Source organism: Pseudoalteromonas sp. TB41 (genome assembly GCF_000497975.1).
Taxonomy (GTDB): domain Bacteria; phylum Pseudomonadota; class Gammaproteobacteria; order Enterobacterales; family Alteromonadaceae; genus Pseudoalteromonas; species Pseudoalteromonas tetraodonis.
Map to the genome: position 1 here is coordinate 1 of NZ_AUTH01000035.1, position 24249 is coordinate 24249.

The window sequence follows — 24249 nt, forward strand, 5'->3', positions numbered from 1 at the left end:
TAGGGGCTGTTGATCTTTGTAGTACATATATCAATCAGCCCACATTGGTAGCCACATCATAGTAAATGCTAAAGCGAGCATTGAATGATAATTTCGTTCAAGCTTTTCATACCGCGTGGCTATCCCTCTATATTGCTTAATACGGCCAAATGCATTCTCAACCAAGTGCCGATATTTATACATGCACCAGTCAATATCTTCATTGCCTACTAAACTGTTGCCCTTACGTGGAATAACGGGTGTAGCGTTATTATCACGAACAAACGCTCTCAGTTTTTCACTGTCGTAGCCTTTATCTGCGACAACCATATTACTTGTTGGGCAATTAGCTACGAGTGACTCTGCATGGACGATATCATGCGTATTTCCACAGGATAATTCATAATAAACAGGCAACCCTCCGCTATCGACTGCAAGATGAATTTTCGTAGAATTTCCACCTCGGCTCTTTCCAATTGATTCATTGTCAGCAGTTCTTGCACCGCAACTATGTTGATGAGCCCTGACAATACTGCCATCAATGAAGACCCAATCCATGTCCGCATCACGAGATAATGCGCGAAACAGTTCATTCAAAATCCCTTTTTTGGACCATAAATTAAACCGTCTGTAGATAGCACTCCAACGGCCAAAATCAGAAGGTAAATCTCGCCATGGAATACCTGTGCGCATCTTATACAGTATGCCTTCGAGCGTTTTTCTATGGTCGGGCTTATTATAAATTCGACCACTTAAGTACATTACTTTTGATAAGACATTCCATGTCCCGTCTGTTAGCATTAATCTTGGCATGTAGGTTCGGTGTAAAGTTTTCTGGCGAATTCAATTATACCTTATCTTCATGCTGTTTGTTTTTCATACCACAAAGATCAACACGCCCTAGTATAACTAATTGCTTTTGCGTTTGATGTTAGCACCTAGCGCACTAAGCTTATCTTCAATACGCTGATAACCTCTATCTACATGATAAATACGATCAACAACCGTTTCGCCTTGAGCCACAATCCCCGTTAGAATAAGACTCGCTGATGCACGAAGGTCAGTTGCCATTACTTGCGCACCCGATAAGCTTTTTGTTTCACCACAAAAGGCTGTATTGCCTTCTAAGCGAATATTAGCGCCCATCCGTTGAAGCTCAGGCACATGCATAAAACGATTTTCAAAAATAGTTTCGGTAATCGTCGCACTACCATTAGCCACCACATTTAATGCGGTAAACTGCGCTTGCATATCGGTTGGAAAACCTGGATGAGGCATAGTTTTAATATTCACCGCTTTAAGCTCTCGGCCTCGCATATCTAGGTAAATACTGTCATCGTGCACTTCTAATAACGCATTGGTTGCACGTAGTTTTTCTATTACAGGCTCAAGTGAATGAAAATCGGTCATTTTACATAGTACTTCGCCGCCAGCCATCGCTGCAGCCACTAAAAAGGTACCTGTTTCAATACGATCCGGTAATATACGGTGTTCACAACCTGATAAACGCTCAACCCCTTCAATCTCAATACGGCTTGAGCCCGCACCACTGATTTTAGCCCCCATAGCAATTAAGCAATTGGCTAAATCGATAATTTCTGGCTCGCGGGCAGCATTTTCTAGTACTGTTTTACCCTCGGCGAGCGTTGCCGCCATCAGTAAGTTTTCAGTAGCACCTACGCTAATCATTTCCATGAAAACTTCAGCGCCTTTTAAGCGACCATCTACTTTGGCATTAATATAACCGTTTTCAACGGTTATTTGAGCGCCCATACGCTCTAAGCCTTGAATATGAATATCAACTGGGCGTGCACCAATAGCACAGCCACCTGGCAAAGATACTTGTGCCTCACCAAATCGAGCGACTAAAGGGCCAAGTGCAAGCACTGACGCACGCATTTGCTTTACTAAGTCATAAGGCGCTAACGTGCTATTTACCGTTGCACCATCAATAATGAGTGAATCGCCCTGCCACTGAACATCAGCGCCTAACGTTTTCAGTAAGGCTTCGGTCGTGATGATATCGCGAAGATGTGGTACGTTAGTAAAAGTACTTTTGCCATCAGCTAATAAAGCTGCAAATAGAATCGGAAGAGCTGCGTTTTTAGCGCCAGAAATAGTTACTTCACCAGCCAGTGAAGTGCCACCTTGAATTACAAATTGATCCATCTAAGGGGCCTTATTTATTGCGGTAAAATGAATTTTTGCTCACGTTTCCACTCTGTCGGAGTAAAAGCGCGGATAGAAACAGCATGAATGGTACCGTCTGAAATAGTGTTCATTAATGGCCCATATACTAGCTGTTGCTTTTTAACACGACTTAATCCGTCAAAGCATTCACCGACAGCGATTACTTCATAATGACTGCCATTGGCTTTTACATGTACTTCAGCTAACTGAAGTTCGTCGCGTAATAATGTTTCGACTTGACTCGTTTCCATAACTCTCACTCAAATAGGGTTGTAACCTGGCCTAACTGCATAAGGTTTTGCAGTTGTTCAGGTGGGTTTTGCAATTCAAGGCGAATGCCTTGTTGCTTAAATTCTGTAAAAGAGTGAATTAACCAAGCTAAGCCGGCTGTGTCAACCCTTGTCACCTCACTTAGGTCAAAATAAAGGGTTTTATGCTCAGTTTGTCGCTTGGTATTCAGAAGCCGTTCATTGCCAATTGAATTATGAGTCAATTCACCACTGACTCGTAGATGCTGTTCATCGACTTGGCTGATTGCCAATTTAGTCATTTGTGTCACTGCCTCTAAACTGAACCGGTAACTTACTTTTTTGCTCTAACAGGTCGCTAACATGGTCAATACCTTGTTGGCGTAAAATGCCCTGAAGCTCACTTTGTTTTGCATCAAGTAAGCTAATGCCTTCAGCAATCATATCGTAAGCGCGCCATTCGCCACTTCTATCTTCACGTACTTTAAAATCAATTTTAATATCAGGCTTACCGGCTTCTACAATTTTGGTTTTTACCACCACCACATCTTTGCCTTTAAAAGGCTGCTCGGCAGCAAATTCAACTTGTTGATTAGTATACTGGGTAAAAACGCCAGCATAAGTGGCAACAAGGTACTCTCTAAACGCGCCAATAAAACGCTGAATATCTTCAATTGCTTTTGCTTTTTCTGCTTTGTCGGTAATGGCGCGTACCTTAGATACTTCGCTACCTAACACTCTCAGTGCAGCATATTTGTAGTCAATGTAAGGCATCAGTTCTTCTTCAACGATGACCCGTAAATGCTCTTTATTAGTGGTTATTAACGGCTGGTCTTTGGTAATACGCTCAAAGGTATTATCAGCAACCTGACGTACCATTTTATTAGGATCAGTCAATTTCACTTCACCGGCATGTACACTTTGTACTAGCGTGACAGTTACTAATGCGATACTTGCTAAAAATGTTTTCAACATAATAATTACTCACTACCTTGGTTGAATAAAAACTGGCCTATTAATTCTTCTAGTACCAATGCTGACTTGGTATCTGTAATAGAATCGCCGTTGGCTAATGCTTTACTTTGAACACCAAATAAATCGTCAATGGCTTGATCTTGTTCGCTGTTCGCTACATCTTCGCCTAAGCATCGCTGTTTAGCTGAATCTGATGCGATCACAGGGTTAATACCTAAGTATTGCTCACCTAAAATACCCGAGGTTAAAATTGAGATAGAACTGGTATCTGAAAAACGACATAAATACTGCGCATCAATACTCATATTTACTACTGGTAAAAACTCTTGTGGGTGTACATAAATTGACTCTACACGACCAATAACAACGCCGCCCACCTTAATGGGTGCACGTGTTTTTAATGATCCTATATTTTCAAATTTGGCGTTCAATGTGTAGGTTTCACCTGAGCCGCTAATACCCGAATTAGCCACTTTGAGCGCCAGCATTGAAAATGCCAAAATGCCCAATGCTACAAAAAAACCAACTAAAATTTCTAATTTCCGTGAATTCATTATTTAATACCCTATTAGCTGGTAAACATTACCGCTGTCAAAATAAAGTCAAAACCTAATACCGCTAGTGATGAGTGCACCACTGTCTCTGTTGTTGCCTTGCTGATCCCCTCTGATGTGGGAACACAGTCATACCCTTTGTAAAGCGCAATCCAGGTAACAACAATCGCAAATACGATACTTTTAATTAAACCGTTTAGTATGTCTTTTTCAAACGACACCTGAGATTGCATAATTGACCAGAAACTTCCCGTATCAACGCCTAGCCAATCAACCCCCACTAAATGAGCACCAATAATAGCTACAGCAGAAAAAATAAGTGCCAACATTGGCATACTAATCAAACCAGCCCAAAACCGCGGCGCTATAATTCGTCTAAGCGGGTCAATGGCCATCATCTCAAGCGATGATAACTGTTCGGTGGCTTTCATTAAGCCAATTTCAGCGGTTAACGCACTGCCTGCCCTACCGGCAAATAATAATGCGGTTACTACTGGCCCAAGTTCACGCAATAAACTGAGTGCCACTAAAGGGCCTAGGCTGTCTTCAGCGCCATAATCAACTAAAACAGTATAGCCTTGCAGGGCTAATACCATGCCGATAAACAATCCTGATACAACAATGATCAATAATGACTGTGAGCCAACCATATATAATTGGCGCACGAGTAAAGGTGTGCCTTTTTTAAAATTGGGTACATGCCATAACGCACTTGCCAGCATTTGGGTTGAACGCCCCAGTGCAGCAAATCGGCCCAGCGTTTTGTGGCCTATTTTTTGTAGTAAATCCAACATTACTGCTGCTCTCCTAACAGTTCATCTGCATAGGTTTGTGCTGGATAATGAAATGGCACTGGACCATCTGATAACCCTTTTAAAAACTGTTGAACAAGTGGTGATTCGTGCTCTCGCATCTGCTCTGGTGTACCACTGCCAATAACGCCTTGATCAGCAATAATAATAACGTGGTCGGCAATACTCATTACTTCTGTCACATCGTGCGTGACAATTAAAGAAGATAAGCCAAGTACTTCGTTTAAAGATTTGATCAGCTTAACTAAAACCCCCATTGAAATAGGGTCTTGTCCTGCAAAAGGCTCATCATACATAATAAGTTCAGGATCAAGCGCTATAGAGCGAGCCAAAGCTGCACGACGTGCCATACCGCCAGATAACTCTGAAGGCATTAAATCTTTAGCACCACGTAAGCCAACAGCTTGTAGTTTCATTAATACCACTAAACGGATTAAATCTTCACTGAGTTGCGTGTGCTCTCGAATGGGGAATGCAATGTTATCGAACACCGACATATCAGTAAATAAGGCACCGCTTTGAAATAACATACTCATGCGTTTACGTGCCGCGTAGAGTTCTTTGCGCGACATAGCGACAATGCTGTCGTTTTTAAATAAAATATCACCGGAGTCTGGTTTAAGCTGGCCACCTATTAGGCGTAGCATCGTGGTTTTGCCAATTCCGCTTGGCCCCATAATGGCAGTAATTTTACCCTCAGGTACGTCAAAGCTCATATTTTTGTATATGACCCTATCGCCTCTAGAAAAGGTAACATCCTTGACTTCTACTATTGATTGCGACAAGTCGCTCTCCATAACAATACTCTCTCATATTTCTATTTTAAGGGTTTTTTAACCAATATGGAAAAAACAATTCGTAAGATTTTGTAATAGTGTCGCAAAAACAGTTATAAGATTGATTCAAGCAGCCTTAACTTTGGCTTAAAATTTCATATAAAAAGCGCCAAAGAATACTTAAAATAACCGCCTAATGTATTACACCTTATTCTTTTATTTATACTTTTATGGTGGCTTTTGTTACTATTCGCGCTATCTGAATTTACATTAATTGGCTTATCACAATGGTTACCTCGTTTGTCATTTTAATTCTTGGTTTTGCGGCTCTCGTATGGAGTGCAGACAGGTTTGTTTATGGTGCAGCAGCACTGGCTAAAAACTTTGGCGTGCCAACGCTAATTGTAGGTTTAACCGTGGTAGCTATGGGCTCTTCAGCGCCTGAAATGATGGTATCGGCTTCAGCAGCTTTGGCAAATAAAACCGATACTGCCGTGGGTAATGCAGTTGGTTCAAACATCACTAACATCTTATTAGTTTTAGGTATTACCGCCCTTTTAAGACCCTTATCAGTATCTTCAAGTACGTTAAAACGTGAAATTCCACTGGTACTGCTGGTCTCCATTGCAACTTGGTATATTTTTTCAGATAACTATTTTTCATTTTTTGAAGGTGCAGCCTTATTATTTGGCTTTGTTGTTTTTATTGGCGGACTTATTTTTGTCTCACTGCGAGCTAAAAACCAAGACGATCCGTTTGTGAGCGAAGCCTGTGACGAAGTACCTGACAACGTACCAACCAAAAAAGCTGTTTTTTGGCTGGTAGTGGGTATGATTTTACTGCCGGTTAGTTCACACTTTTTAGTTGGCTCAGCCGTTGATATCGCAAAATATTTTGGCTTAAGTGACTTAGTGATTGGTTTGACCATTATTGCTATAGGCACCAGCTTACCTGAACTTGCAGCTTCAATTGCAGGTGTACTTAAAAATGAAGATGACTTAGCGCTGGGTAACATAGTTGGTTCGAATATTTTTAATATTTTAGCGGTATTACCGCTGGCAGGATTAATTAATCCATCGGTTATCGATACTTCGGTAGCTAACCGCGATGTCATTATTATGATTGGCGCAACCTTGGCGCTAATTGCTATGTCATTGAACTTTAGAGGTCAAAGACGTATCAATAGAATAGAAGGTGGCTTGCTCATCGTCGCATTTATGATTTACCAAGGTTATATTTTTAGTCAAGTAGGATAGCCCATGGCAACGCTAAACTTTATTCAACAAGGGTTACGTGTTCTAGAGATTGAACGCCAAGCACTCAGCTATATTACACAATACGTTAATGAAAGCTTTAACCAAGCCTGTCAATTAATGTATGACTGCTCAGGTCGTATTATTGTTATTGGCATGGGTAAATCAGGCCATATTGGTAACAAAATANCCGCCACTCTTGCCAGTACCGGCAGCCCCGCATTTTTTGTTCACCCGGGTGAAGCAAGCCATGGTGATTTAGGAATGATCACAGCAAATGATGTGGTTATCCTCATTTCAAACTCTGGTGAAACCAGCGAAGTACTTAATATTATTCCAGTATTAAAGCGCATTGGTGCCAAAATGATTGCCATGACAGGCAACCAAGGCTCAACCATGGCAACATTGGCAAATGTGCATGTGTGTATTAAAGTTGAACAAGAAGCCTGCTCATTGGGCTTAGCACCTACTGCAAGTACCACTGCCACACTCGCTATGGGTGATGCCATGGCGGTGGCATTATTAGAAGCACGCGGCTTTACTGCTGATGATTTTGCACTATCGCACCCTGGTGGTAGCTTAGGCAAGCGATTACTCTTAACTCTTAAAGATGTTATGCACAGTGGTGCTGATACGCCTATCATAAACGAGACGCAAACGATTAAAGATGCCTTGATTGAAATGTCGGCCAAAGGACTCGGCATGACCGCTATTGTTGATAGTGACCAGCAATTATCAGGCCTGTTTACCGATGGCGATTTACGCCGTATTTTAGAGCAACGTATTGACATTCATAGCACTGAAATTAATGTTGTGATGACCAAGTCGTGTACTACAGCCACCCAAGAGATGCTCGCGGCTGAAGCGTTAAATATTATGGAACAAAAACGTATTAATGGTTTAATTGTAATTAATGAGCATAATCAACCGATTGGCGCACTAAATATGCAAGACTTACTTAAAGCGGGAGTGCTATAAATGCAATTTGAAGATCTCTATCAACCGCTAAGTGATGATGCAAAGGCGCGCGCAAAAAAAGTAAAGCTATTAATTTGTGATATTGATGGTGTATTTTCTGATGGCCGTATTTACCTTGGAAACCAAGGTGAAGAACTCAAAGCATTTAACACCAAAGACGGATTTGGTATCAAAGCCCTGATTAACAGCGGTTTTGAAGTCGCCGTGATCACCGGGCGCCATTCTCATATAGTGCAGCAACGTATGAGCAGTTTAACCGTACAACATATATATCAAGGCCAAGAAGACAAACTCATAGCCTATCAAGAATTAAAACAAAAATTAGCGCTTAGCGATGAGCAAATTGCTTATATAGGTGATGATGGCCCAGACATGCCAGTAATGGAGCAAGTCGGTTTTGCGGTTGCCGTAAACGATGCTCATCCACTTATTAAACGTTTATCACATTATGTAACCCAACTGCCCGGCGGTTTTGGTGCGGTAAGAGAGCTGACAGACTTACTTATGCTCGAAAATAACAAGCCACTAACTAGCCAAGGAACGAGTTCATGAATGTAGCGCGCATTATACTGAGCGTTTTATTCATAAGCTGTATGGTTTGGCTCTGGTATCCTTATTTTACTAAGGTTGATATAACTGCAAGCGAAGAAACACAAGTTATTGCTAAGCCTGATTATACCGCTATTGAGTTAAAACAAACGGCTTATAATGAACAAGGTAAAGTGAGCCATAAGGTAACTGCGGTAAAAATGGAGTTGTATCAACAACTCGGTTTTACCTTTTTTGAAAAGCCTATATTCACTTTATACAACGAGCAGCAAACATGGCGTATTAACGCCGATGAAGCCACACTCTACGACGACCGTCAACTGGTGTTAGAGGGTAATGTAACCGCTCAAAATTTAGTAGATAACGCCATGATCGATACGATCACCGCCCAGACCATCAATGTTGATATAAAACTATTAACCATGCAATCACAGCAGCCTGTCGTTATTACAGGACCTAATTTAAAAATCACAGGTAAAGGCCTTGAGGCCGATTTAAAAACCGAGGTGATTAAACTTATTAACCATACGCGAACCCTATATTATGACCAATAACCTATTTAAAATTTTAATTGTTCCCTCACTATTAATTGCTTTTAACAGTAATGGCGCTGAACCTGCTGAAGCCCCCGCTGCTAATCAAATTTCAATTAGTGCAGATAAGCAAGAAGGTCAATTAAAAGAAAACGTAGGCATTTTTGAGAAAAATGTTGAAATTATTCATGGTAATCGCCGTATCACAGCTGACCGTTTAGAAGTGCACAAACGCGATGACCTAGGCGATAACAAACAGTTATTAATTGCCACAGGCAGCCCTGCATATTTTGAAGAAACACAAGCTGATGGCACCATAATGAGTGCCAGTGCTAATGAAGTGCGTTACGATGTATCGCTGCGTTTTTTAACCTTAATCGGCGATGCAAGCATTGCTCAAGCAGGTCAAAAAATAACAGCTAAAAGTATCACTTACGATATCGAGCAGCAGTTAATTAGCGCAGAAAAAGACGAAAACTCAACAGACCGTGTACACACTATTTTAGTCCCTGTTGAAAATAAAAAAGAAGATGATAAAGGCCAACCATGAGCACATTAAAAGCAGAGCTATTAGCTAAAAGCTACAAAGGTCGTGAAGTTGTAAAAAACGTTGGCCTAGAGGTTGAAGCTGGCAGTATTGTGGGGTTACTTGGCCCTAATGGTGCAGGTAAAACCACCACTTTTTATATGATTGTAGGCCTTGTCCCTAGCGATAAAGGCAAAATATCAATTGATGATAAAGATATTACTTTATTACCGATGCACAGCCGAGCGCGTTTAGGGATTGGTTATTTACCGCAGGAGTCGTCTATTTTTAGAAAGCTGACTGTTTATCAAAACTTAATGGCTATCTTAGAAACACGTAAAGAATTAAATAAACAACAACGCGAAGATACCTTAAATAATTTACTTGATGAATTTAGTATTCAGCATATCCGCGACAGCCAAGGTATGGCCTTATCAGGTGGTGAACGTCGCCGCGTTGAAATTGCTCGCGCGTTAGCAGCAAACCCTAAATTTATCCTTTTAGACGAACCCTTTGCGGGGGTTGATCCTATCTCAGTATTAGATATTAAAAAGATTATAGAGCATCTTAAAAACCGTGGCATTGGCGTACTTATTACAGACCATAACGTGCGCGAAACACTTGATGTTTGTGAAAAAGCCTACATAGTTTCTCATGGGGAGTTAATTGCATCAGGCACTCCTGAATACGTATTAAACGATAAAACAGTACGCGATGTTTATTTGGGCGAGCAGTTCAAGCTCTAATATGTGTGTTATTCCACTAAGCATCTGCTAAGATTAATTATACTTAGGTCTGTTGACCTTTCAAGGTTGAATTTGCAGCAGTCTGTTTGGTATTTAGGCAAGGCAGAGCCTATGTGGTGTGGTATTCCCCATAAATAGGCGATAACGCAGCATCAATGCCAAACAGGCGCTGCCCTTCGGGTTCTGCCTAGGGACGATTTACTCTTTGTTGCTCGGTTTTGACTTAGCCCACTAGGTTACAAACCTCGCGCCGCAATTAAACCGCCCCTAGTTTGAACAAATTTTAATCCGTAAAGGTCAACAGACCGTAATTTAAAAGGATTGTTAGAGATACATGAGGCAATCATTACAGCTGCGCATGGGCCAGCAACTTACAATGACTCCACAGTTGCAACAAGCAATTCGCTTATTGCAACTCAGTACATTGGATCTCCAGCAAGAAATTCAAGAAGCACTCGATAGCAACCCCTTGCTTGAAGTTGAAGAACATGATTACAGCGAAGACACTGCAGGTAAAAACGAACAAAAAGCCGATAACGATGACTTAACGCTAAGTGCCTCAGCTGACGATAAACCTAGCGAGTATGAGCAAGATAGCGGCGAAGCAATGACCAAAGACACCATTAGCGATGATATGGCTATGGATGTTACTTGGGATGAATATATGAGCGCTGCGCCTGCCTCTTCATCGGGCCCAATGCCAGAAGATGAATCTATTTATCAAGGCTCTTCGACTGAAACGCTGCATGAGTATTTAATGTGGCAACTTCAACTGACGCCGTTTAGTCCTACCGATGAAGCGATAGCTATTGCAATTGTAGAAGCTGTGGACGACTCAGGGATTCTAACCCTTAGCTGTGAAGAAATATTAGAAAGCTTTAACCAAGAAAACGACGGCGAAGATGAAGTTGAACTTGACGAAATAGAAGCGGTATTAAAGCGTATTCAACTATTTGATCCAGTGGGAATAGCCGCGCGTAGTTTACAAGAGTGCTTGTGTATTCAGCTAAATCAATTTGATAAAGACACACCTTTTTTAAACGAAACAAAAATGATCTTAACCGATCATATTGATTTACTTGCTGCACGTGACTATCGCACGTTGATGAAAAAAACAAAGCTTAAAGAAGATGAGCTAAAAGAAATCATGACGTTGATTCATACGCTCAGCCCAAAACCGGCAGACACTATTGTTAGAGAAGAGTCTGAATACGTTATTCCTGATGTGTCGGTTAAAAAAGTTAAAGGTCGTTGGGTAGTTGAATTAAACCCAGATAGCATGCCTAAGATCAGAGTAAATAGCCAATATGCAGCTATGTCGCGTACGGTTAAATCAAGTGGTGATAGCCAGTTTATTCGCTCGCACTTACAAGAGGCTAAATGGTTTATAAAAAGCTTAGAAAGTAGAAATGACACGCTACTTAAAGTAACCAACTGTATTGTGCAACAGCAACAGGCCTTTTTTGAACACGGTCCTGAGGCTATGAAGCCTATGGTGCTTAACGATGTGGCTGAAATGGTGGAAATGCACGAGTCGACTATATCGCGTGTTACTACGCAAAAATACATGCATACACCACGTGGCATTTTTGAGCTTAAATATTTCTTTTCAAGCCATGTAAGTACTGAAAATGGTGGCGAATGTTCATCAACAGCAATACGTGCATTAATTAAAAAATTAATCGCTGCAGAAAACTCAGCTAAACCATTGAGTGATAGTAAAATTGCAGATATATTGGCAGAGCAAGGAATTAAAGTAGCGAGGAGAACCATTGCAAAATATCGCGAATCTCTAGCTATTCCCCCGTCTAATCAACGTAAAAGTTTGATTTAAGGCGTACAACAAAGAGGAAAATGTTTATGCAACTGAATTTAACTGGTCGCCATGTAGATATTACCGACTCGCTTAGAGACTACGTAAATAGTAAATTTTCGAAGTTACAGAGGCACACTGATCACATAACGAATGTGCACGTTATTCTCGATGTAGAAAAACTAAACCAAAAAGCTGAAGCAACCGTTCATGTTAGTGGCGCTGAGATTTTTGCCTCTACTGAGCATCAAGATATGTATGCCGCTATAGACTCGCTCATTGACAAGCTAGATCGTCAAGTAATTAAACACAAAGAGAAACTTGCTCGACACTAACACTATGAAACTAAGCTCACTTATCTGTCAGGACTGCAGTAAAGCTGCGGTCCTTTTTAATAGTAAAAAAAGAATTTTAGAATTTATCAGTGAATTGGCTCACAATAAGCTGCCCTATTTAACACAACAAGATATTCTTAATGCATTAACTGCAAGAGAAAAGCTTGGAAGTACAGGCATTGGCCGAGGCATTGCTATTCCACATGGTCGCATGAGTGGAGCTCAAGAGCCCCTTGCTTTGATTTTAGTGAGCGAAACAGCTATTAATTTTGATGCGATTGATAACCGACCGGTTGACATTTTTGTCGCGTTAATTGTTCCCGATGGCGATAATCAGCAGCATTTGAAGATGCTAGCCACGATTGCTGATAAGCTCAATGATAAAGAATTTTGTAAACAGTTACGCGCCGCCAAATCGGATAGCGAACTATATCAGGTTATCGTCAGTCAATCGTAGTAATAAAGAAAGGTGATAAATGGAATTAATAATTATAAGCGGTCGCTCAGGGTCAGGTAAATCTGTGGCGTTACGCGTTGTGGAAGACTTAGGTTATTATTGTGTAGACAATATTCCTCTTAATTTATTACCATCATTAGTGCGCAGCGTTTCCGACAGTTATAATAAAATTGCTGTGAGTGTTGATGTGCGTAATCTACCTAAAGAGCAACAGCAATTTAATGAAATACTCGAATATTTACCTGGTTTTACTAAACCAACGGTATTTTATTTAGACAGTGACGATCAAACATTAATAAAACGTTTTTCAGAAACGCGACGTCTCCACCCTTTATCTATTGATTCTTTGCCGCTTGATTTAGCCATAAAAAAAGAAAAACAACTGCTTGATGTATTGATTAATCGTGCTGATTATATGATTGATACCACAGATTTAAGTGTGCATCAGCTTGCTGAATCTATTCGTGAAAAAATACTCGGAAAAAAAGATAAACAACTGATCATTACCTTTGAGTCATTTGGTTTTAAACACGGCATCCCTAAAGAAGCAGATTACGTATTCGATGCCCGTTTTTTACCAAACCCGCATTGGGAGCCTGAACTTAAGCCACTTACGGGGCTGGATCAACCAGTAAAAGACTACCTAGCAAGTCACAGCATAGTGCAAAAATTTACATGGCAAATTCAAACATTTGTGCAAACATGGCTGCCGCATTTAGAACGAAATAACCGCAGCTACTTAACCATTGCAATTGGCTGTACCGGTGGGCAACACCGCTCTGTTTATTTAGCGCAAACCATTGGTGAAAGCTTTGCAATGAGTCATCCTAATGTAAAAATTCGCCATCGAGAACAAGAATAAAATCAAAGCTTGCGAGAACATGTCATGCGGTTAGAAAATACATTTTTAATAAAAAACAAATTAGGATTACACGCTAGAGCGGCGACAGTATTAGCTCAGCTTTCTGTGCAATTTGATGCCACAATCACTTTATTTCAAGATGACAAACAAGCCGCTGGCGATAGCGTGCTGGCACTTATGTTACTCGAAAGCAGCCAAGGCAAAGAAGTTAAGGTGGTATGCGAAGGCCCCGACGCTGAGCCTGCACTTAGCGCAATAGGTGAACTCATCGACCAACGATTTAATGAGCAAGAATAAAAAAGTTCATTATTAACTCATCATCCTAAGCTTAGGTTAATAGTGGTTGAGTTAGTTTGCTCACATAAAGTAAGATAAACTAAAATTGAATAGCATTTATACCCTTCCAGCATGTAATACAATTTAATTAAGGACGCCAATGCCTGAAGCTTTAGAACAAGATATTCCACTACAACAACTAAAACAGGTGACTAAGTCACTAAATAGTGGTCAATTTGTTCAAGTTAGACGCATGCTGGCAAAGACGGCGCCTTGTGATACCGCACTTCTTTTAGAATCATCCCCGCATAAAATTCGCCGTATGCTCTGGCAGCTCGTTGATCCTGATGTACAAGGTGATGTGCTTGAAGAGCTTTCTGAAGATGTACGTTTGGGCATTATTGCGCAAATGGCACCCGAGCACATTGCTGCTGCAACCGAAGACATGGGCCATGATGACTTAGGGGAAGTACTACGTAGCCTACCTGACACCGTTTATAAAGATGTTGTTAGCGCTATGGATATTCAAGATAGAGAACGTGCAACGCAGGCTTTATCGTATCAAGAGCGCTCTGCTGGCGCATTGATGAATATCGATACCGTTACTATTCGCCCCGATGTGACTCTAGATGTGGTACTGCGTTATATTCGCTTACGCGGCGAATTACCTGAGGGTACAGATGACTTATATGTGGTTGATGAAAATAACTGCTTTTTAGGCGCCCTATCGCTGAGCACTTTATTAACCAACCCCCCTGAAAAAATTGTTCATGATTTAATGGATGAAGACTGTGAGTCTATTCCTATTTCAATGGATGAGAGCGAAGTTGCACAATTGTTTGAGCGTCATAATTGGATATCGGCACCGGTTGTTGATGACAACGCACACTTGCTTGGGCGGATCACCATTGATGATATCGTTGATGTTATACGTGAAGACGCTGAGCACAGTTTACTGGGTTTAGCGGGTTTAGATGATGAAGAAGATACCTTTGCACCTGTGTTGAAAAGCTCTAAAAAGCGCTCAATTTGGCTGGGTGTAAACTTACTAACTGCATTGCTGGCTGCAATTGTGGCGAGCTTTTTTGAAAACACCTTAGCTATATTACCAATTCTTGCTGTGCTCAATGGCATTGTCCCGTCAATGGGTGGGGTTGCAGGCAGCCAAACCTTAACTTTGGTTATTCGCGGTATCGCGGTGGGTCATATCAACCAAACTAACCAACGTTTTTTATTATTAAAAGAACTCGCTATCGGTGCGATTAACGGTATGGTTTGGTCTATCCTAATTGCCGGTGTTGTTGCGCTTTGGCAATGGGATTTCAAACTCGGTGGTGTTTTAGCGTTTGCTATGTTTATGAATTTAGTTGCAGCAGGTATTGCGGGTGCTAGTATCCCACTATTGCTTAAAAAAATGAAAATAGATCCAGCACTTGCAGGCAGTGTGGTACTAACCACGGTAACTGATATTGTTGGTATATTTGCCTTCTTAGGTACTGCGACTTGGTTATTGATTTAATCTTTTTATAAACGTTTTTAAACAAAAACACCGCATCAATACGCGGTGTTTTTGTTTAAGCCGATAGTTACTTTACATAAGTTAAGGCTACTTAGCGCGCTGGCGATTACCACCTACCTTAGGTTTAGTGTTGGCTTTTTTAAACTGGCTAAAGCCAGTATGACGAGTAAGCGCAGGACGACCGCCCTTGTTACCTTTTCCGCCTTTGGTTTGTCTTTCATCTCGTCCTTCTTCAGGGACTAAACAGTTAGGCCCTTTACCAATAAGCTTGGCTTTGCCCATGTTACGCAGGGCTTCGCGGATCATTGGCCAACCGGCAGGATCGTGATAGCGTAAAATCGCTTTATGCAAACGACGTTGGCGCGCTCCCTTAGGCACAGGTACTTGCTCCGTATTATTTTTAATATTACGTAGCGAGTTCATTTCTGTGTGGTAAATGGTGGTTGCGTTGGCCATCGGTGATGGATAAAAATTTTGTACCTGATCAAGCTTAAAATCATTCGATTTCAACCATAAAGCCATGTTTACCATGTCTTCATCTTTAGTCCCCGGGTGAGCAGAAATAAAGTATGGAATTAAATACTGCTTTTTACCCGCTTCTTTTGAGTACTTATCAAATAACGCTTTAAATTCATCATAGGCGCCCATACCTGGTTTCATCATTTTTGATAATGGGCCATCTTCTGTGTGTTCAGGTGCTATTTTTAAATATCCACCAACATGATGGGTTACTAGCTCTTTAACGTAACGAGGATCACGTACTGCAAGGTCATAACGCACGCCCGAAGCAATTAAGATCTTTTTGATCCCTTTAACCTCACGCGCCTTTTTATATAAGTCGATAGTGGGTGTGTGATCGGTATCCATATGCTTACAAATATCAGGATACACACACGACAAGCGACGGCACGTACTCTCTGCTTTTTTACTGGTACAACGCAGTTTGTACATATTTGCAGTTGGCCCACCTAAATCAGAGATAACCCCAGTAAAGCCCGGCACTTTATCTCTAATTTGTTCAATTTCTTCGATAATCGATTCTTGAGAACGGCTTTGTATTATGCGCCCCTCATGCTCGGTAATAGAACAAAACGAACAGCCGCCAAAACAGCCGCGCATAATATTTACCGACGTTTTAATCATATCGTAAGCAGGGATTTTATCATCGCCATAACTTGGATGTGGTATACGCTGGTAAGGTAAACCAAACACGTCATCCATTTCCTGAGTTTCAAGCGGATAAGCCGGCGGATTCACCCAAATAGAACGATCGCCATGACGCTGAAATAACGCCCTTGCACAACCTGGGTTGGTTTCTTGATGTAAAATACGTGATGCATGGGCATACAAAGGCTTATTAACGCTAACCTGCTCAAATGCCGGCAGTTTAACGTAAGTTTTTTCCCACGGCTTAGGACGAGCAGGCTGGATGGTAATTGGTTTTGCAGCTTCTGCTTGTAAATCGATGCCGGCTTGCTTAAATTCTGATTTAGCACAGCCCACATCATCCGCGCCATAAGGATTAGGAATAGGGTCTATTTTACCAATTTTATCAATGGCTGTTGAGTCACTGCCACGCCAACCAGGTAAAGGCTCTTTACGAATAACTGCCGTGCCTCTAACATCCTGTATGGTATCGATGGTTTCACCGGCAGCGATACGATGCGCTACTTCAACTAACGGGCGTTCGGCATTACCATAAATTAAAATATCGCCTTTAGCGTCAAATAATACGCTACGACGTACTTTTTCTTGCCAGTAATCATAATGAGCAATACGGCGCAGACTGGCTTCAATGCCCCCTAACACTAATGGCACATCTTTGTAGGCTTCACGACAGCGTTGTGAATAAATGATCACTGCGCGATCTGGGCGTTTACCGCCGACATTTCCTGGTGTGTATGCGTCATCATGGCGCATTCGTTTTTCAGCGGTGTAACGATTGATCATCGAGTCCATATTACCGGCTGTAATACCAAAAAATAAGTTAGGCTTACCCAATGCCATAAACGCATCTTTAGAGTTCCAATCTGGTTGAGCAATAATACCCACTCTAAAACCTTGCGCTTCTAGCACTCGGCCAATTACGGCCATCCCAAAACTAGGATGGTCTACATAAGCATCACCGCTAATAATAATAATATCGCAGCTATCCCAGCCAAGCGCGTCCATTTCTTCGCGTGTTGTTGGTAAAAATGGAGCTGTGCCATAACACTCAGCCCAATACTTGGGGTATGAGAATAAGGCGCGTTCAGCTTTTAATGTGCTCATAAAATTGGCCGTTCAATAACAAAAGGCGCGAATTATACCCTATCGACATCCCCGTTGATATAGCACAAAATGAAAGCGCTGATTAAAAATTGTTTACCTTTATTGCATTACTAAAACTAATAAATCATCTAAACTTATTACGGCTAATGTCTGCTTTTGGAATAATACAAGGTAGATAAAATAGATCAAAAGCAACCGTGACTTCGTTAAACTATTAAATAATTAATAATTGATAGACGCTGTAAATTAAAATAGATGAGGAATACCTATTAAACTACTTAAAAAAATAATGCAGTTTTCAATCATATTGCTTCTGGTTTTTGTTGTCGTTGGATTATTGTTACCACAAAATTATCATGTGCAAAAAAGTATAAAAATTAATGCACGCGCTCCCGTAATAAAGTCATTAGTGGAGGACTTTACCCAGTGGTATAAATGGTCGCCGTGGCAACAAATAGACCCTAATATTAAGTTTAATATTGGAGAACCGAGCTCTGGCGCAGGAGCCTACCAATCTTGGGAAGGTAAATGGGGCAAAGGCGAAATGACAATATCGTCATTAAGCGATAATGAAGTTGTATTTAGTGTGTTATTTAATCAAGAGCATATTATCACTAGCAAATTACTATTTAGCCCGCACACAAAAACCGTCACGTGGCATATAGAAGGACAAGCAACGATGCCGCTTATTTCTGGGTACGTTGCTATATCTGCTGAAAATATATTAGGTAATATAGTGACCCTAGGATTAAATAACCTAAAAACGGTCGCTCAACTCAGTGATGCACAAGCAATAATGGAAAGCCATGACAGTCAAAACCGCACAAGCCAGGATTAAACTTGCCAATATTATTGAGTCACTGCTAGGTTACTCGGTCACAAAAGTGAGCAATACGCCTGCCATTGATGAAAAAACCTATAATCCTCAAGGTAAAGCCAAATCGCTTTATAGTATTAATAGCGAGCATTCAATTTTAGCGCGTGCTCAAAAACGACAAGACTTACTACTGATTAAACAGCAACAAAATATTGAGACTATTTTAGCCTTAGCAATGGAGTTTTGTCCTGATGTTGCTTGCGCTAAGCAGCCCGATGCTGATTGGGTGGAGCACTTTATAGCCTTATGTGAAGATACCTCAAATCAATCTATGCAAGTGTTGTGGGCAAAAATTTTTACTGGCGAAACCATTAGCCCAGGTACTTTTTCTATTAAAAGTTTACAAACACTTAAGCACATGACCCAGCGCGAAGCCGATTCATTAAGAAAGTGCGTGTCTATTTCTGGATATAACGAAAAGGATAGCAGCCACCTAATATTCTTGGGGTATTACAAAAAACCCTCATTATTTGATTTACTAGGTAAAGGCAATAAAGTGTCATTAAGCATAGGTAAAAGCGGCGTGAGCTTTCCAGACGTACTAACTTTAATGGATTTAAACTTGCTGTATCGTAAAGAAATAGAGTCAGCGGCATTAAAAGTAGGACAAGAGTTCACCCTATCCTTTTTATCACAAAAACTAACCTTAAAAGCAAAAAGTAACGATTTGGTGCTTAGCTATTATAAGTTTACTCAAACAGGTGATGAACTATTTAGATTAATGAACTACCCGATTAACAAGGTGTACAAACAGTTAATTGGTTCAGCATTTGAAGGGGAGTTTGAATTAGTTTGGCATTCTTTAAAATAGCAAACAGAGATGACTAAAGCGTGTGTTAGCTTTTAAAAATAAGAGCCACACAAGGTGGCTCAAAATAATACTTTAATTAAAAGTGAACCTGAATACCGGCAAACGGACCCGATGCATCAATATCAGTATTAATATCATCGACATCATCAAGTTCTAAAACCATAGAGCGGTAGCCCGCTTTAACCGCAACATCAACCGCTAGGTTATCAATAAACTCCCAAGCAATACCCATTTGGTAATCTTGTACTTTACTGTCATCTATGGCTAAAAAGCTGCCTTCAGCAAAAACACTTAAACCACTAAATGGTAAACCCGCTTCAAAACGTCCATATACTAACGGCACAACACCAGAGAACTCTTCGATTTCAGTAAAGTTAGCGCCACCTTGTTGTGATGTACCTGTTACAACAAGCTCACCATCAAACTGCTTAGCATTAAGACCTAAATCAATTGAGATTAAATCGTTATCAAAAATCTCGTAGTAAAAAATATAATCAATGTGCGATAAGTCAGTCACTGAATTAACATCAGTGCCAACAATATAATCAGTACCGTTAAAACTAAATGTGTCTTCAAGCACTGTTGAGCCGTTTAATTCAAGCTCAGTGTATTTTAACTTTAAGTTTGGCACTAATGGCACTGGGTGCTCAAGCGCAGCGTAATAACTTACAAAGGTTTCATCTTCAAAGTTGAAGTTTTGCAGGGCGTTATTGTTATCAGAAAAGCTACCGTCATTATCTGCTTTCCAACCATCAACCCCTACATATAAACCCAATACAGTGTCGGCTTGTGCTACAGGGGCTAAACATGCCATTGATAAGGCTGCTGCTATACAATACTTTTTCATTTTTTATCCTTGCGCTAATAATTCGCTAAGTTCAATTAGTGCCGCATTGGCTCTAGAAATATAATTTGCCATAACAAGTGAATGGTTGGCGACATAACCAAATCCATTACCGTTTAAAATCATTGGGCTCCATACCGTTTCTTGGGTTGCTTCAAGCTCGCGTATAATTTGTTGCAAGCTGACACGGGCGTTCTTTTTATCAAGCACATCGGCAAAATCATATTCAACCGCCTGTAAAAAGTGCAGTAAAGCCCAAGTAGCACCACGTGACTCATAAAATACATCATCAATTTCCCACCATGATGTTTTTATTTGTTGTTGTAAAGGCGTATAGGTGGCCTGTGTATTTGAAGAGTTACCGGCGAGGTCAGTGTTAACCTTATCTTGACCCACGCTTGCACTTAAACGCTGACTTAAGCTGCCTAAACGCTTTTCAGCTTCTTTTAACCAACTGCGTAGGTTATCTGCACGAGAGTAAAATTGGCTATCGCGCTCATGCTGATTGGCTATTTGAGAACGATATACCATTAAATAATCAATTCCTTTTTGGTATTCACCCTCAGCACTTGGCCATGCCCATGCTTCAGAGCTGATATTAAATTGTGGCTGAGCTTTTTTGAGCGCTTCGTGTTCAGTTGATTGCGATTGTGAGCGGCTAAAATCTTTTCGCATAGACAACGCTAAATCACGCACCATTTCCAGCGCACCATACTCCCAGGCCGGCATATTGTCCATTATTACGCTCGGTGGTAGCACATCATTTGATAAGTAACCGCCTGATTTAGTTAAAAGCGTATCAGCTACAGTGATGAGTGTTGAAGTTGTTACATAACCTGTGACCAGTTTTTCACTGCGTTGCTGCGCTTGTTGCTTAGCATTTTGCACAACATCAAAACGTGAAGGCTCTATACTCCAGTACACTGCAATGGCGTAAAACACGACAAATAACAGTACCAGTGCCGTTATTATTTTTCCTTTATGCTGTGACATTTATCCTCCTAATGATGACTATGATCTTTCGATGCTTTTACCGGCTCTGCTTGTGAGGCTAACGAAACGACTTTTGCATTGGTAAATACTCGGTTCCCGTCTTCAAAATATAGCGTGAGTTTACGTTCTTGACCTACTTTTAACGGTTCTTGTGGTTCAAACACCATTAAATGATAGCTGCCTGGCTTAAAATCGAGTTGTTGGTGAGCTTTAATAAGCAATGATTCGACTTTTTGCATTTTCATCATACCGTCAGCGTGAACGTGCTCATGAATTTCAACACGCCCTAGGCCATCAATTGTCGCTTTAGTCAACGTTGCTGGTACATTGCTGTGGTTTTTAATACTAAAGTAAGCCACACTGGCTTTGGTTGCCGGCAAAAACTCTCTTACTTGCGCATGTGTTACTTGTAGCTGCGCAACAACACTATCGTGTTCATGTCCTTCGTGCGCCATTAACGAAGACGAAAAAACACCCACCATTAATGCACTTGCTATCGAAATACATTGTTTAATCATCAGTAAAATCCTTGTTAAAACAAAAAAATATAGTTCAAATTTATCATAATTCCCTTATGTTAGGCAGCTAATTTAAGCTCAAGAGACGACTTTTTTGTTATCTGCGATTAACCAACACAGCCCTGCTACAAACAATAACGGCCAAGCAATCATCAATGATCCGAATAAAAAAGCTAAAATAGTACCAGCCAGTGCCACCATCGCCGCGCCAACTAACCCCATCGTCACTAAAGCAACAATCGCAATAACAACGATAATAGCAACTAATGCACCAATGAGCTCTATACCTGTCCAGCTAATATCTGAGATCCATAGCGGAAACTGCCACACATCAAAGTGAATAATTGAACCGCTATTAATTAAAAACAACGCAAGAATAACTAGGCACACGGCGAATGTTTTCATGCTGCTCTCCTTACACTGCTTTTTCTTCAAGGCAACAGTGAGCAATTAAATAACCTAGCGCCACTGCAAACGGAAAACTTAAAAATAATAAAACAGTCACTAAGCGAGTAGACCATACCGGAAAGTCTAGTCGGTAAGCTAACCCACTACAGACGCCTGATATTTTTTTGTTAAGCGTATTTTTGTACCAACGACGGTGTGTATTAAAACTATTCATAACAATCTCCTTAAGCTGTTTGTTTATTAGCAGTATTTAAACTTGCTTTTAAACTAGCCAGTTCTGCATCAATTTTTTCATTTTTAACCAGTGACTCAATTTGCATAGCTGTATTGCTCGCAGTATCTGTGAGCTCATACGCTGCAACTTGCGACTCTACACTTTCAACGCGGCGCTCTATTTGCTCAAATCGTGATAAGGCAAAAGCCACTTTATCGCTTTGTAGTTGCGTATTTATTTTTGCCCTTGCCTCAACTACGTTTTCACGCTTTGCAAGTTGTGCTTGCTTTGCTTTTGCCTGCGTCATTTTTTGCTGTAAGCGCTCGCAGTCTTCAGTGATTTTAGTAATCGATTGTTGTAATGCCTCAAGCTGCGTTTGCAAGCACCCTATGCTTTGTTCAACTGTGTGTTTTTCGGCTAATGCTGATTTAGCTAAATCGTCACGATTTTTTGTCACAGCATGCTCAGCTTTTAATTGCCAATTTGCGAGCGCTTGCTGTTTATTACTTATTTGACGTTTAATGCTCTTTTCTTCACATAAAAGTGCAGCTGCCGTACTACGACACTCATTAAGCGCTTCTTGCATTTCAGTAAGCATTAAATTGAGTAACTTTTCTGAGTCTTCTGCTTTATCAAGCATAGCTACAATATTTGCTTGAATGACGTCGTTTACGCGGTTAAATATGCCCATGTTATTCTCCTGATGATTTTTATTTATACATCAACAGGATTCCAAGAGTTATGCCAATAACTTAAAATGGTTTTATTTTCATTAAATATCATGTAGTTAAGTTATTTTAAGTAGGTAAATTAATGACTCGCCACTGAATGAAATTAAGTCGAATTGGCTAATAAATTAAACTTTTGACCAAAATTTGGGATCAAAAAAAGCCACCTGAGGTGGCTTTTTTCTATACAGAGGATCTATTATTCGGGTACGTAACTTAGTGCTTTATCCATAACACTCAAATCAGCTTGCTTGCCATGGCCATTTTCAGATAAATGGCGTCTAAAACCACGCGCACCGGGTTGTCCCTGAAAAATACCTAACATATGGCGAGCAACATGCCAAAAGTTAGCGCCTAAACGCATCTCTTCTTCAATGTAATCATACATAGAGCGCACAACATCATGACGTGTCTGAGTATTAGCAGCATCACCATATATTTTTTCATCAACTTCATTTAGCATAAATGGATTGCTGTAAGCCTCTCGCCCAACCATCACTCCATCTATGTACTGTAAATGCTCAAGGCTTTGCTCAATGGTTTTAACACCGCCATTAATACTTAAATCAAGTTGTGGATAATCTTTTTTAAGCTGGTAAACGCGGGGGTAGTTAAGCTCAGGAACTTCGCGATTTTCTTTTGGACTCAATCCTTTTAGCCATGCCTTACGGGCATGAATAATAAAATCATCACAGCCTACTTTATGCGATGCTTCAATAAGCGCACATAAAAATTCATAGGAATCTTGCTCATCAATACCAATGCGCGTTTTTACCGTAACAGGAATACTGACTTCACTTTTCATTGCAGCAACACACTCTGCCACAAGCTCGGGCTCTGCCATTAAACAGGCACCAAAACGCCCATTTTGCACACGATCAGACGGACAACCTACGTTAAGGTTTATTTCATCATAACCGCGGTCACCTGCAAGCTTGGCACACTGTGCTAGCGCTTGCGGATCTGAGCCCCCCAGCTGCAGCGCTACTGGGCCTTCATGTTGATTAAAGTGCAAATAGTCGCCACGGCCAAACAAAATAGCACCTGTGGTGATCATTTCAGTGTAGAGCACGGTGTGCTTTGTCATTTTACGATGAAACGTACGACAATGGCGATCAGTCCAATCAAGCATCGGTGCCACGCTAAAGCGTCTAAACCCTGTATTACTTGCCATTACTGGGCTAGAGCCCTTATTTAGTGTGTT

General features: G+C 40.8%; 30 protein-coding genes. 14 read left to right on the forward strand and 16 right to left on the reverse strand.

The genetic code is table 11. The annotated features are described in order from the left end of the window. Positions 1-30: 30 nt before the first annotated feature. The 8 genes from L641_RS0105370 to L641_RS0105405 form a co-directional block, all read right to left on the reverse strand. Positions 31-792, reverse strand: a complete 762-nt coding sequence (locus L641_RS0105370; protein WP_024600859.1) for an IS5 family transposase — start codon at positions 790-792, stop codon at positions 31-33. Between the two features lie 96 nt (positions 793-888). Next, positions 889-2148 (reverse strand): UDP-N-acetylglucosamine 1-carboxyvinyltransferase, encoded by a 1260-nt coding sequence (murA, locus tag L641_RS0105375; RefSeq protein WP_008465122.1) that lies wholly within the window; start codon positions 2146-2148, stop codon positions 889-891. Between the two features lie 14 nt (positions 2149-2162). Further along, positions 2163-2420: a BolA family protein gene (locus L641_RS0105380; RefSeq protein ID WP_007378312.1), complete on the reverse strand. Its 258-nt coding sequence runs from the start codon at positions 2418-2420 to the stop codon at positions 2163-2165. Between the two features lie 5 nt (positions 2421-2425). After that, positions 2426-2719, reverse strand: coding sequence for an STAS domain-containing protein (locus L641_RS0105385; protein ID WP_008465119.1), 294 nt, complete (start codon positions 2717-2719; stop codon positions 2426-2428). After that, positions 2712-3392, reverse strand: coding sequence for an ABC transporter substrate-binding protein (locus L641_RS0105390; protein ID WP_024601339.1), 681 nt, complete (start codon positions 3390-3392; stop codon positions 2712-2714). Before L641_RS0105390 ends, L641_RS0105385 begins: the two co-directional genes overlap by 8 nt. Before the next feature lie 5 nt (positions 3393-3397). Further along, positions 3398-3946, reverse strand: a complete 549-nt coding sequence (gene mlaD, locus L641_RS0105395) for an outer membrane lipid asymmetry maintenance protein MlaD (protein ID WP_013463990.1) — start codon at positions 3944-3946, stop codon at positions 3398-3400. Between the two features lie 14 nt (positions 3947-3960). Continuing rightward, the gene (gene mlaE / locus L641_RS0105400) at positions 3961-4740 is read right to left on the reverse strand and encodes a lipid asymmetry maintenance ABC transporter permease subunit MlaE (RefSeq protein ID WP_013463989.1); all 780 of its coding nucleotides are present in this window, start codon (positions 4738-4740) and stop codon (positions 3961-3963) included. Then, positions 4740-5555 (reverse strand): ATP-binding cassette domain-containing protein, encoded by an 816-nt coding sequence (locus tag L641_RS0105405; protein ID WP_013463988.1) that lies wholly within the window; start codon positions 5553-5555, stop codon positions 4740-4742. Before L641_RS0105405 ends, mlaE begins: the two co-directional genes overlap by 1 nt. Positions 5556-5821: 266 nt before the next feature. Between L641_RS0105405 and L641_RS0105410 the strand changes: the two genes are divergently transcribed. The 12 genes from L641_RS0105410 (at position 5822) to mgtE (ending at position 15381) form a co-directional block, all read left to right on the forward strand. Then, positions 5822-6790, forward strand: a complete 969-nt coding sequence (locus L641_RS0105410) for a calcium/sodium antiporter (protein WP_024601341.1) — start codon at positions 5822-5824, stop codon at positions 6788-6790. Positions 6791-6793: 3 nt separating this feature from the next. Next, positions 6794-7765: a KpsF/GutQ family sugar-phosphate isomerase gene (locus L641_RS0105415; protein ID WP_024601342.1), complete on the forward strand. Its 972-nt coding sequence runs from the start codon at positions 6794-6796 to the stop codon at positions 7763-7765. After that, positions 7766-8317 (forward strand): 3-deoxy-manno-octulosonate-8-phosphatase KdsC, encoded by a 552-nt coding sequence (gene kdsC / locus L641_RS0105420; protein ID WP_013463985.1) that lies wholly within the window; start codon positions 7766-7768, stop codon positions 8315-8317. Continuing rightward, positions 8314-8868 carry an LPS export ABC transporter periplasmic protein LptC gene (lptC, locus tag L641_RS0105425; protein ID WP_024601343.1) on the forward strand — a complete coding sequence of 185 codons (555 nt, stop codon included), beginning with the start codon at positions 8314-8316 and terminating at the stop codon, positions 8866-8868. The genes kdsC and lptC overlap by 4 nt, the downstream gene beginning before the upstream one ends. Next, positions 8858-9397, forward strand: coding sequence for a lipopolysaccharide transport periplasmic protein LptA (gene lptA, locus L641_RS0105430; protein ID WP_016900279.1), 540 nt, complete (start codon positions 8858-8860; stop codon positions 9395-9397). The genes lptC and lptA overlap by 11 nt, the downstream gene beginning before the upstream one ends. Next, positions 9394-10119, forward strand: coding sequence for an LPS export ABC transporter ATP-binding protein (lptB, locus tag L641_RS0105435; protein ID WP_013463982.1), 726 nt, complete (start codon positions 9394-9396; stop codon positions 10117-10119). The genes lptA and lptB overlap by 4 nt, the downstream gene beginning before the upstream one ends. A gap of 334 nt (positions 10120-10453) precedes the next feature. Next, complete coding sequence (locus tag L641_RS0105440; RefSeq protein ID WP_024601344.1) at positions 10454-11953, forward strand: RNA polymerase factor sigma-54; 1500 nt, start codon at positions 10454-10456, stop codon at positions 11951-11953. A gap of 26 nt (positions 11954-11979) precedes the next feature. Further along, entirely contained in the window at positions 11980-12267 is a 288-nt protein-coding gene (gene hpf / locus L641_RS0105445) for a ribosome hibernation promoting factor (RefSeq protein ID WP_010390562.1), read from the forward strand. Positions 12268-12271: 4 nt separating this feature from the next. After that, positions 12272-12724, forward strand: a complete 453-nt coding sequence (ptsN, locus tag L641_RS0105450) for a PTS IIA-like nitrogen regulatory protein PtsN (RefSeq protein ID WP_024601345.1) — start codon at positions 12272-12274, stop codon at positions 12722-12724. 19 nt (positions 12725-12743) lie between these two features. After that, a complete protein-coding gene (gene rapZ / locus L641_RS0105455) occupies positions 12744-13586 on the forward strand; it encodes an RNase adapter RapZ (protein ID WP_024601346.1) in 843 nt (280 codons plus the stop codon). 24 nt (positions 13587-13610) lie between these two features. Then, positions 13611-13883, forward strand: a complete 273-nt coding sequence (locus L641_RS0105460; protein WP_013463979.1) for an HPr family phosphocarrier protein — start codon at positions 13611-13613, stop codon at positions 13881-13883. Between the two features lie 139 nt (positions 13884-14022). Then, positions 14023-15381: a magnesium transporter gene (gene mgtE, locus L641_RS0105465; RefSeq protein WP_024601347.1), complete on the forward strand. Its 1359-nt coding sequence runs from the start codon at positions 14023-14025 to the stop codon at positions 15379-15381. Positions 15382-15468: 87 nt separating this feature from the next. On the opposite strand, the gene L641_RS0105470 is transcribed toward mgtE, so the two are convergent. Next, complete coding sequence (locus L641_RS0105470; protein WP_024601348.1) at positions 15469-17652, reverse strand: YgiQ family radical SAM protein; 2184 nt, start codon at positions 17650-17652, stop codon at positions 15469-15471. Positions 17653-17941: 289 nt separating this feature from the next. Between L641_RS0105470 and L641_RS0105475 the strand changes: the two genes are divergently transcribed. Next, complete coding sequence (locus L641_RS0105475; RefSeq protein WP_024601349.1) at positions 17942-18490, forward strand: SRPBCC family protein; 549 nt, start codon at positions 17942-17944, stop codon at positions 18488-18490. After that, positions 18459-19340 (forward strand): TIGR03899 family protein, encoded by an 882-nt coding sequence (locus tag L641_RS0105480; RefSeq protein ID WP_013463975.1) that lies wholly within the window; start codon positions 18459-18461, stop codon positions 19338-19340. The genes L641_RS0105475 and L641_RS0105480 overlap by 32 nt, the downstream gene beginning before the upstream one ends. Positions 19341-19416: 76 nt before the next feature. Here the strand turns inward: L641_RS0105480 and L641_RS0105485 are convergent, their stop codons facing one another. The 7 genes from L641_RS0105485 to dusA form a co-directional block, all read right to left on the reverse strand. Next, positions 19417-20187 (reverse strand): TIGR04219 family outer membrane beta-barrel protein, encoded by a 771-nt coding sequence (locus tag L641_RS0105485; protein WP_024601350.1) that lies wholly within the window; start codon positions 20185-20187, stop codon positions 19417-19419. Between the two features lie 3 nt (positions 20188-20190). Beyond that, positions 20191-21177 (reverse strand): DUF2333 family protein, encoded by a 987-nt coding sequence (locus L641_RS0105490; protein ID WP_013463973.1) that lies wholly within the window; start codon positions 21175-21177, stop codon positions 20191-20193. Between the two features lie 8 nt (positions 21178-21185). Next, on the reverse strand, positions 21186-21695 hold the full coding sequence (locus L641_RS0105495; protein WP_024601351.1) for a copper chaperone PCu(A)C: 510 nt from the start codon (positions 21693-21695) through the stop codon (positions 21186-21188). Positions 21696-21773: 78 nt separating this feature from the next. Then, positions 21774-22100, reverse strand: coding sequence for a hypothetical protein (locus tag L641_RS0105500; protein ID WP_013463971.1), 327 nt, complete (start codon positions 22098-22100; stop codon positions 21774-21776). 10 nt (positions 22101-22110) lie between these two features. Continuing rightward, positions 22111-22317: a PspC domain-containing protein gene (locus L641_RS0105505; protein ID WP_013463970.1), complete on the reverse strand. Its 207-nt coding sequence runs from the start codon at positions 22315-22317 to the stop codon at positions 22111-22113. A 10-nt stretch (positions 22318-22327) separates the two neighbouring features. Then, a complete protein-coding gene (locus tag L641_RS0105510; protein WP_013463969.1) occupies positions 22328-23008 on the reverse strand; it encodes a PspA/IM30 family protein in 681 nt (226 codons plus the stop codon). Between the two features lie 236 nt (positions 23009-23244). Next, the gene (gene dusA, locus L641_RS0105515; RefSeq protein WP_024601352.1) at positions 23245-24219 is read right to left on the reverse strand and encodes a tRNA dihydrouridine(20/20a) synthase DusA; all 975 of its coding nucleotides are present in this window, start codon (positions 24217-24219) and stop codon (positions 23245-23247) included. Positions 24220-24249: the final 30 nt, after the last annotated feature.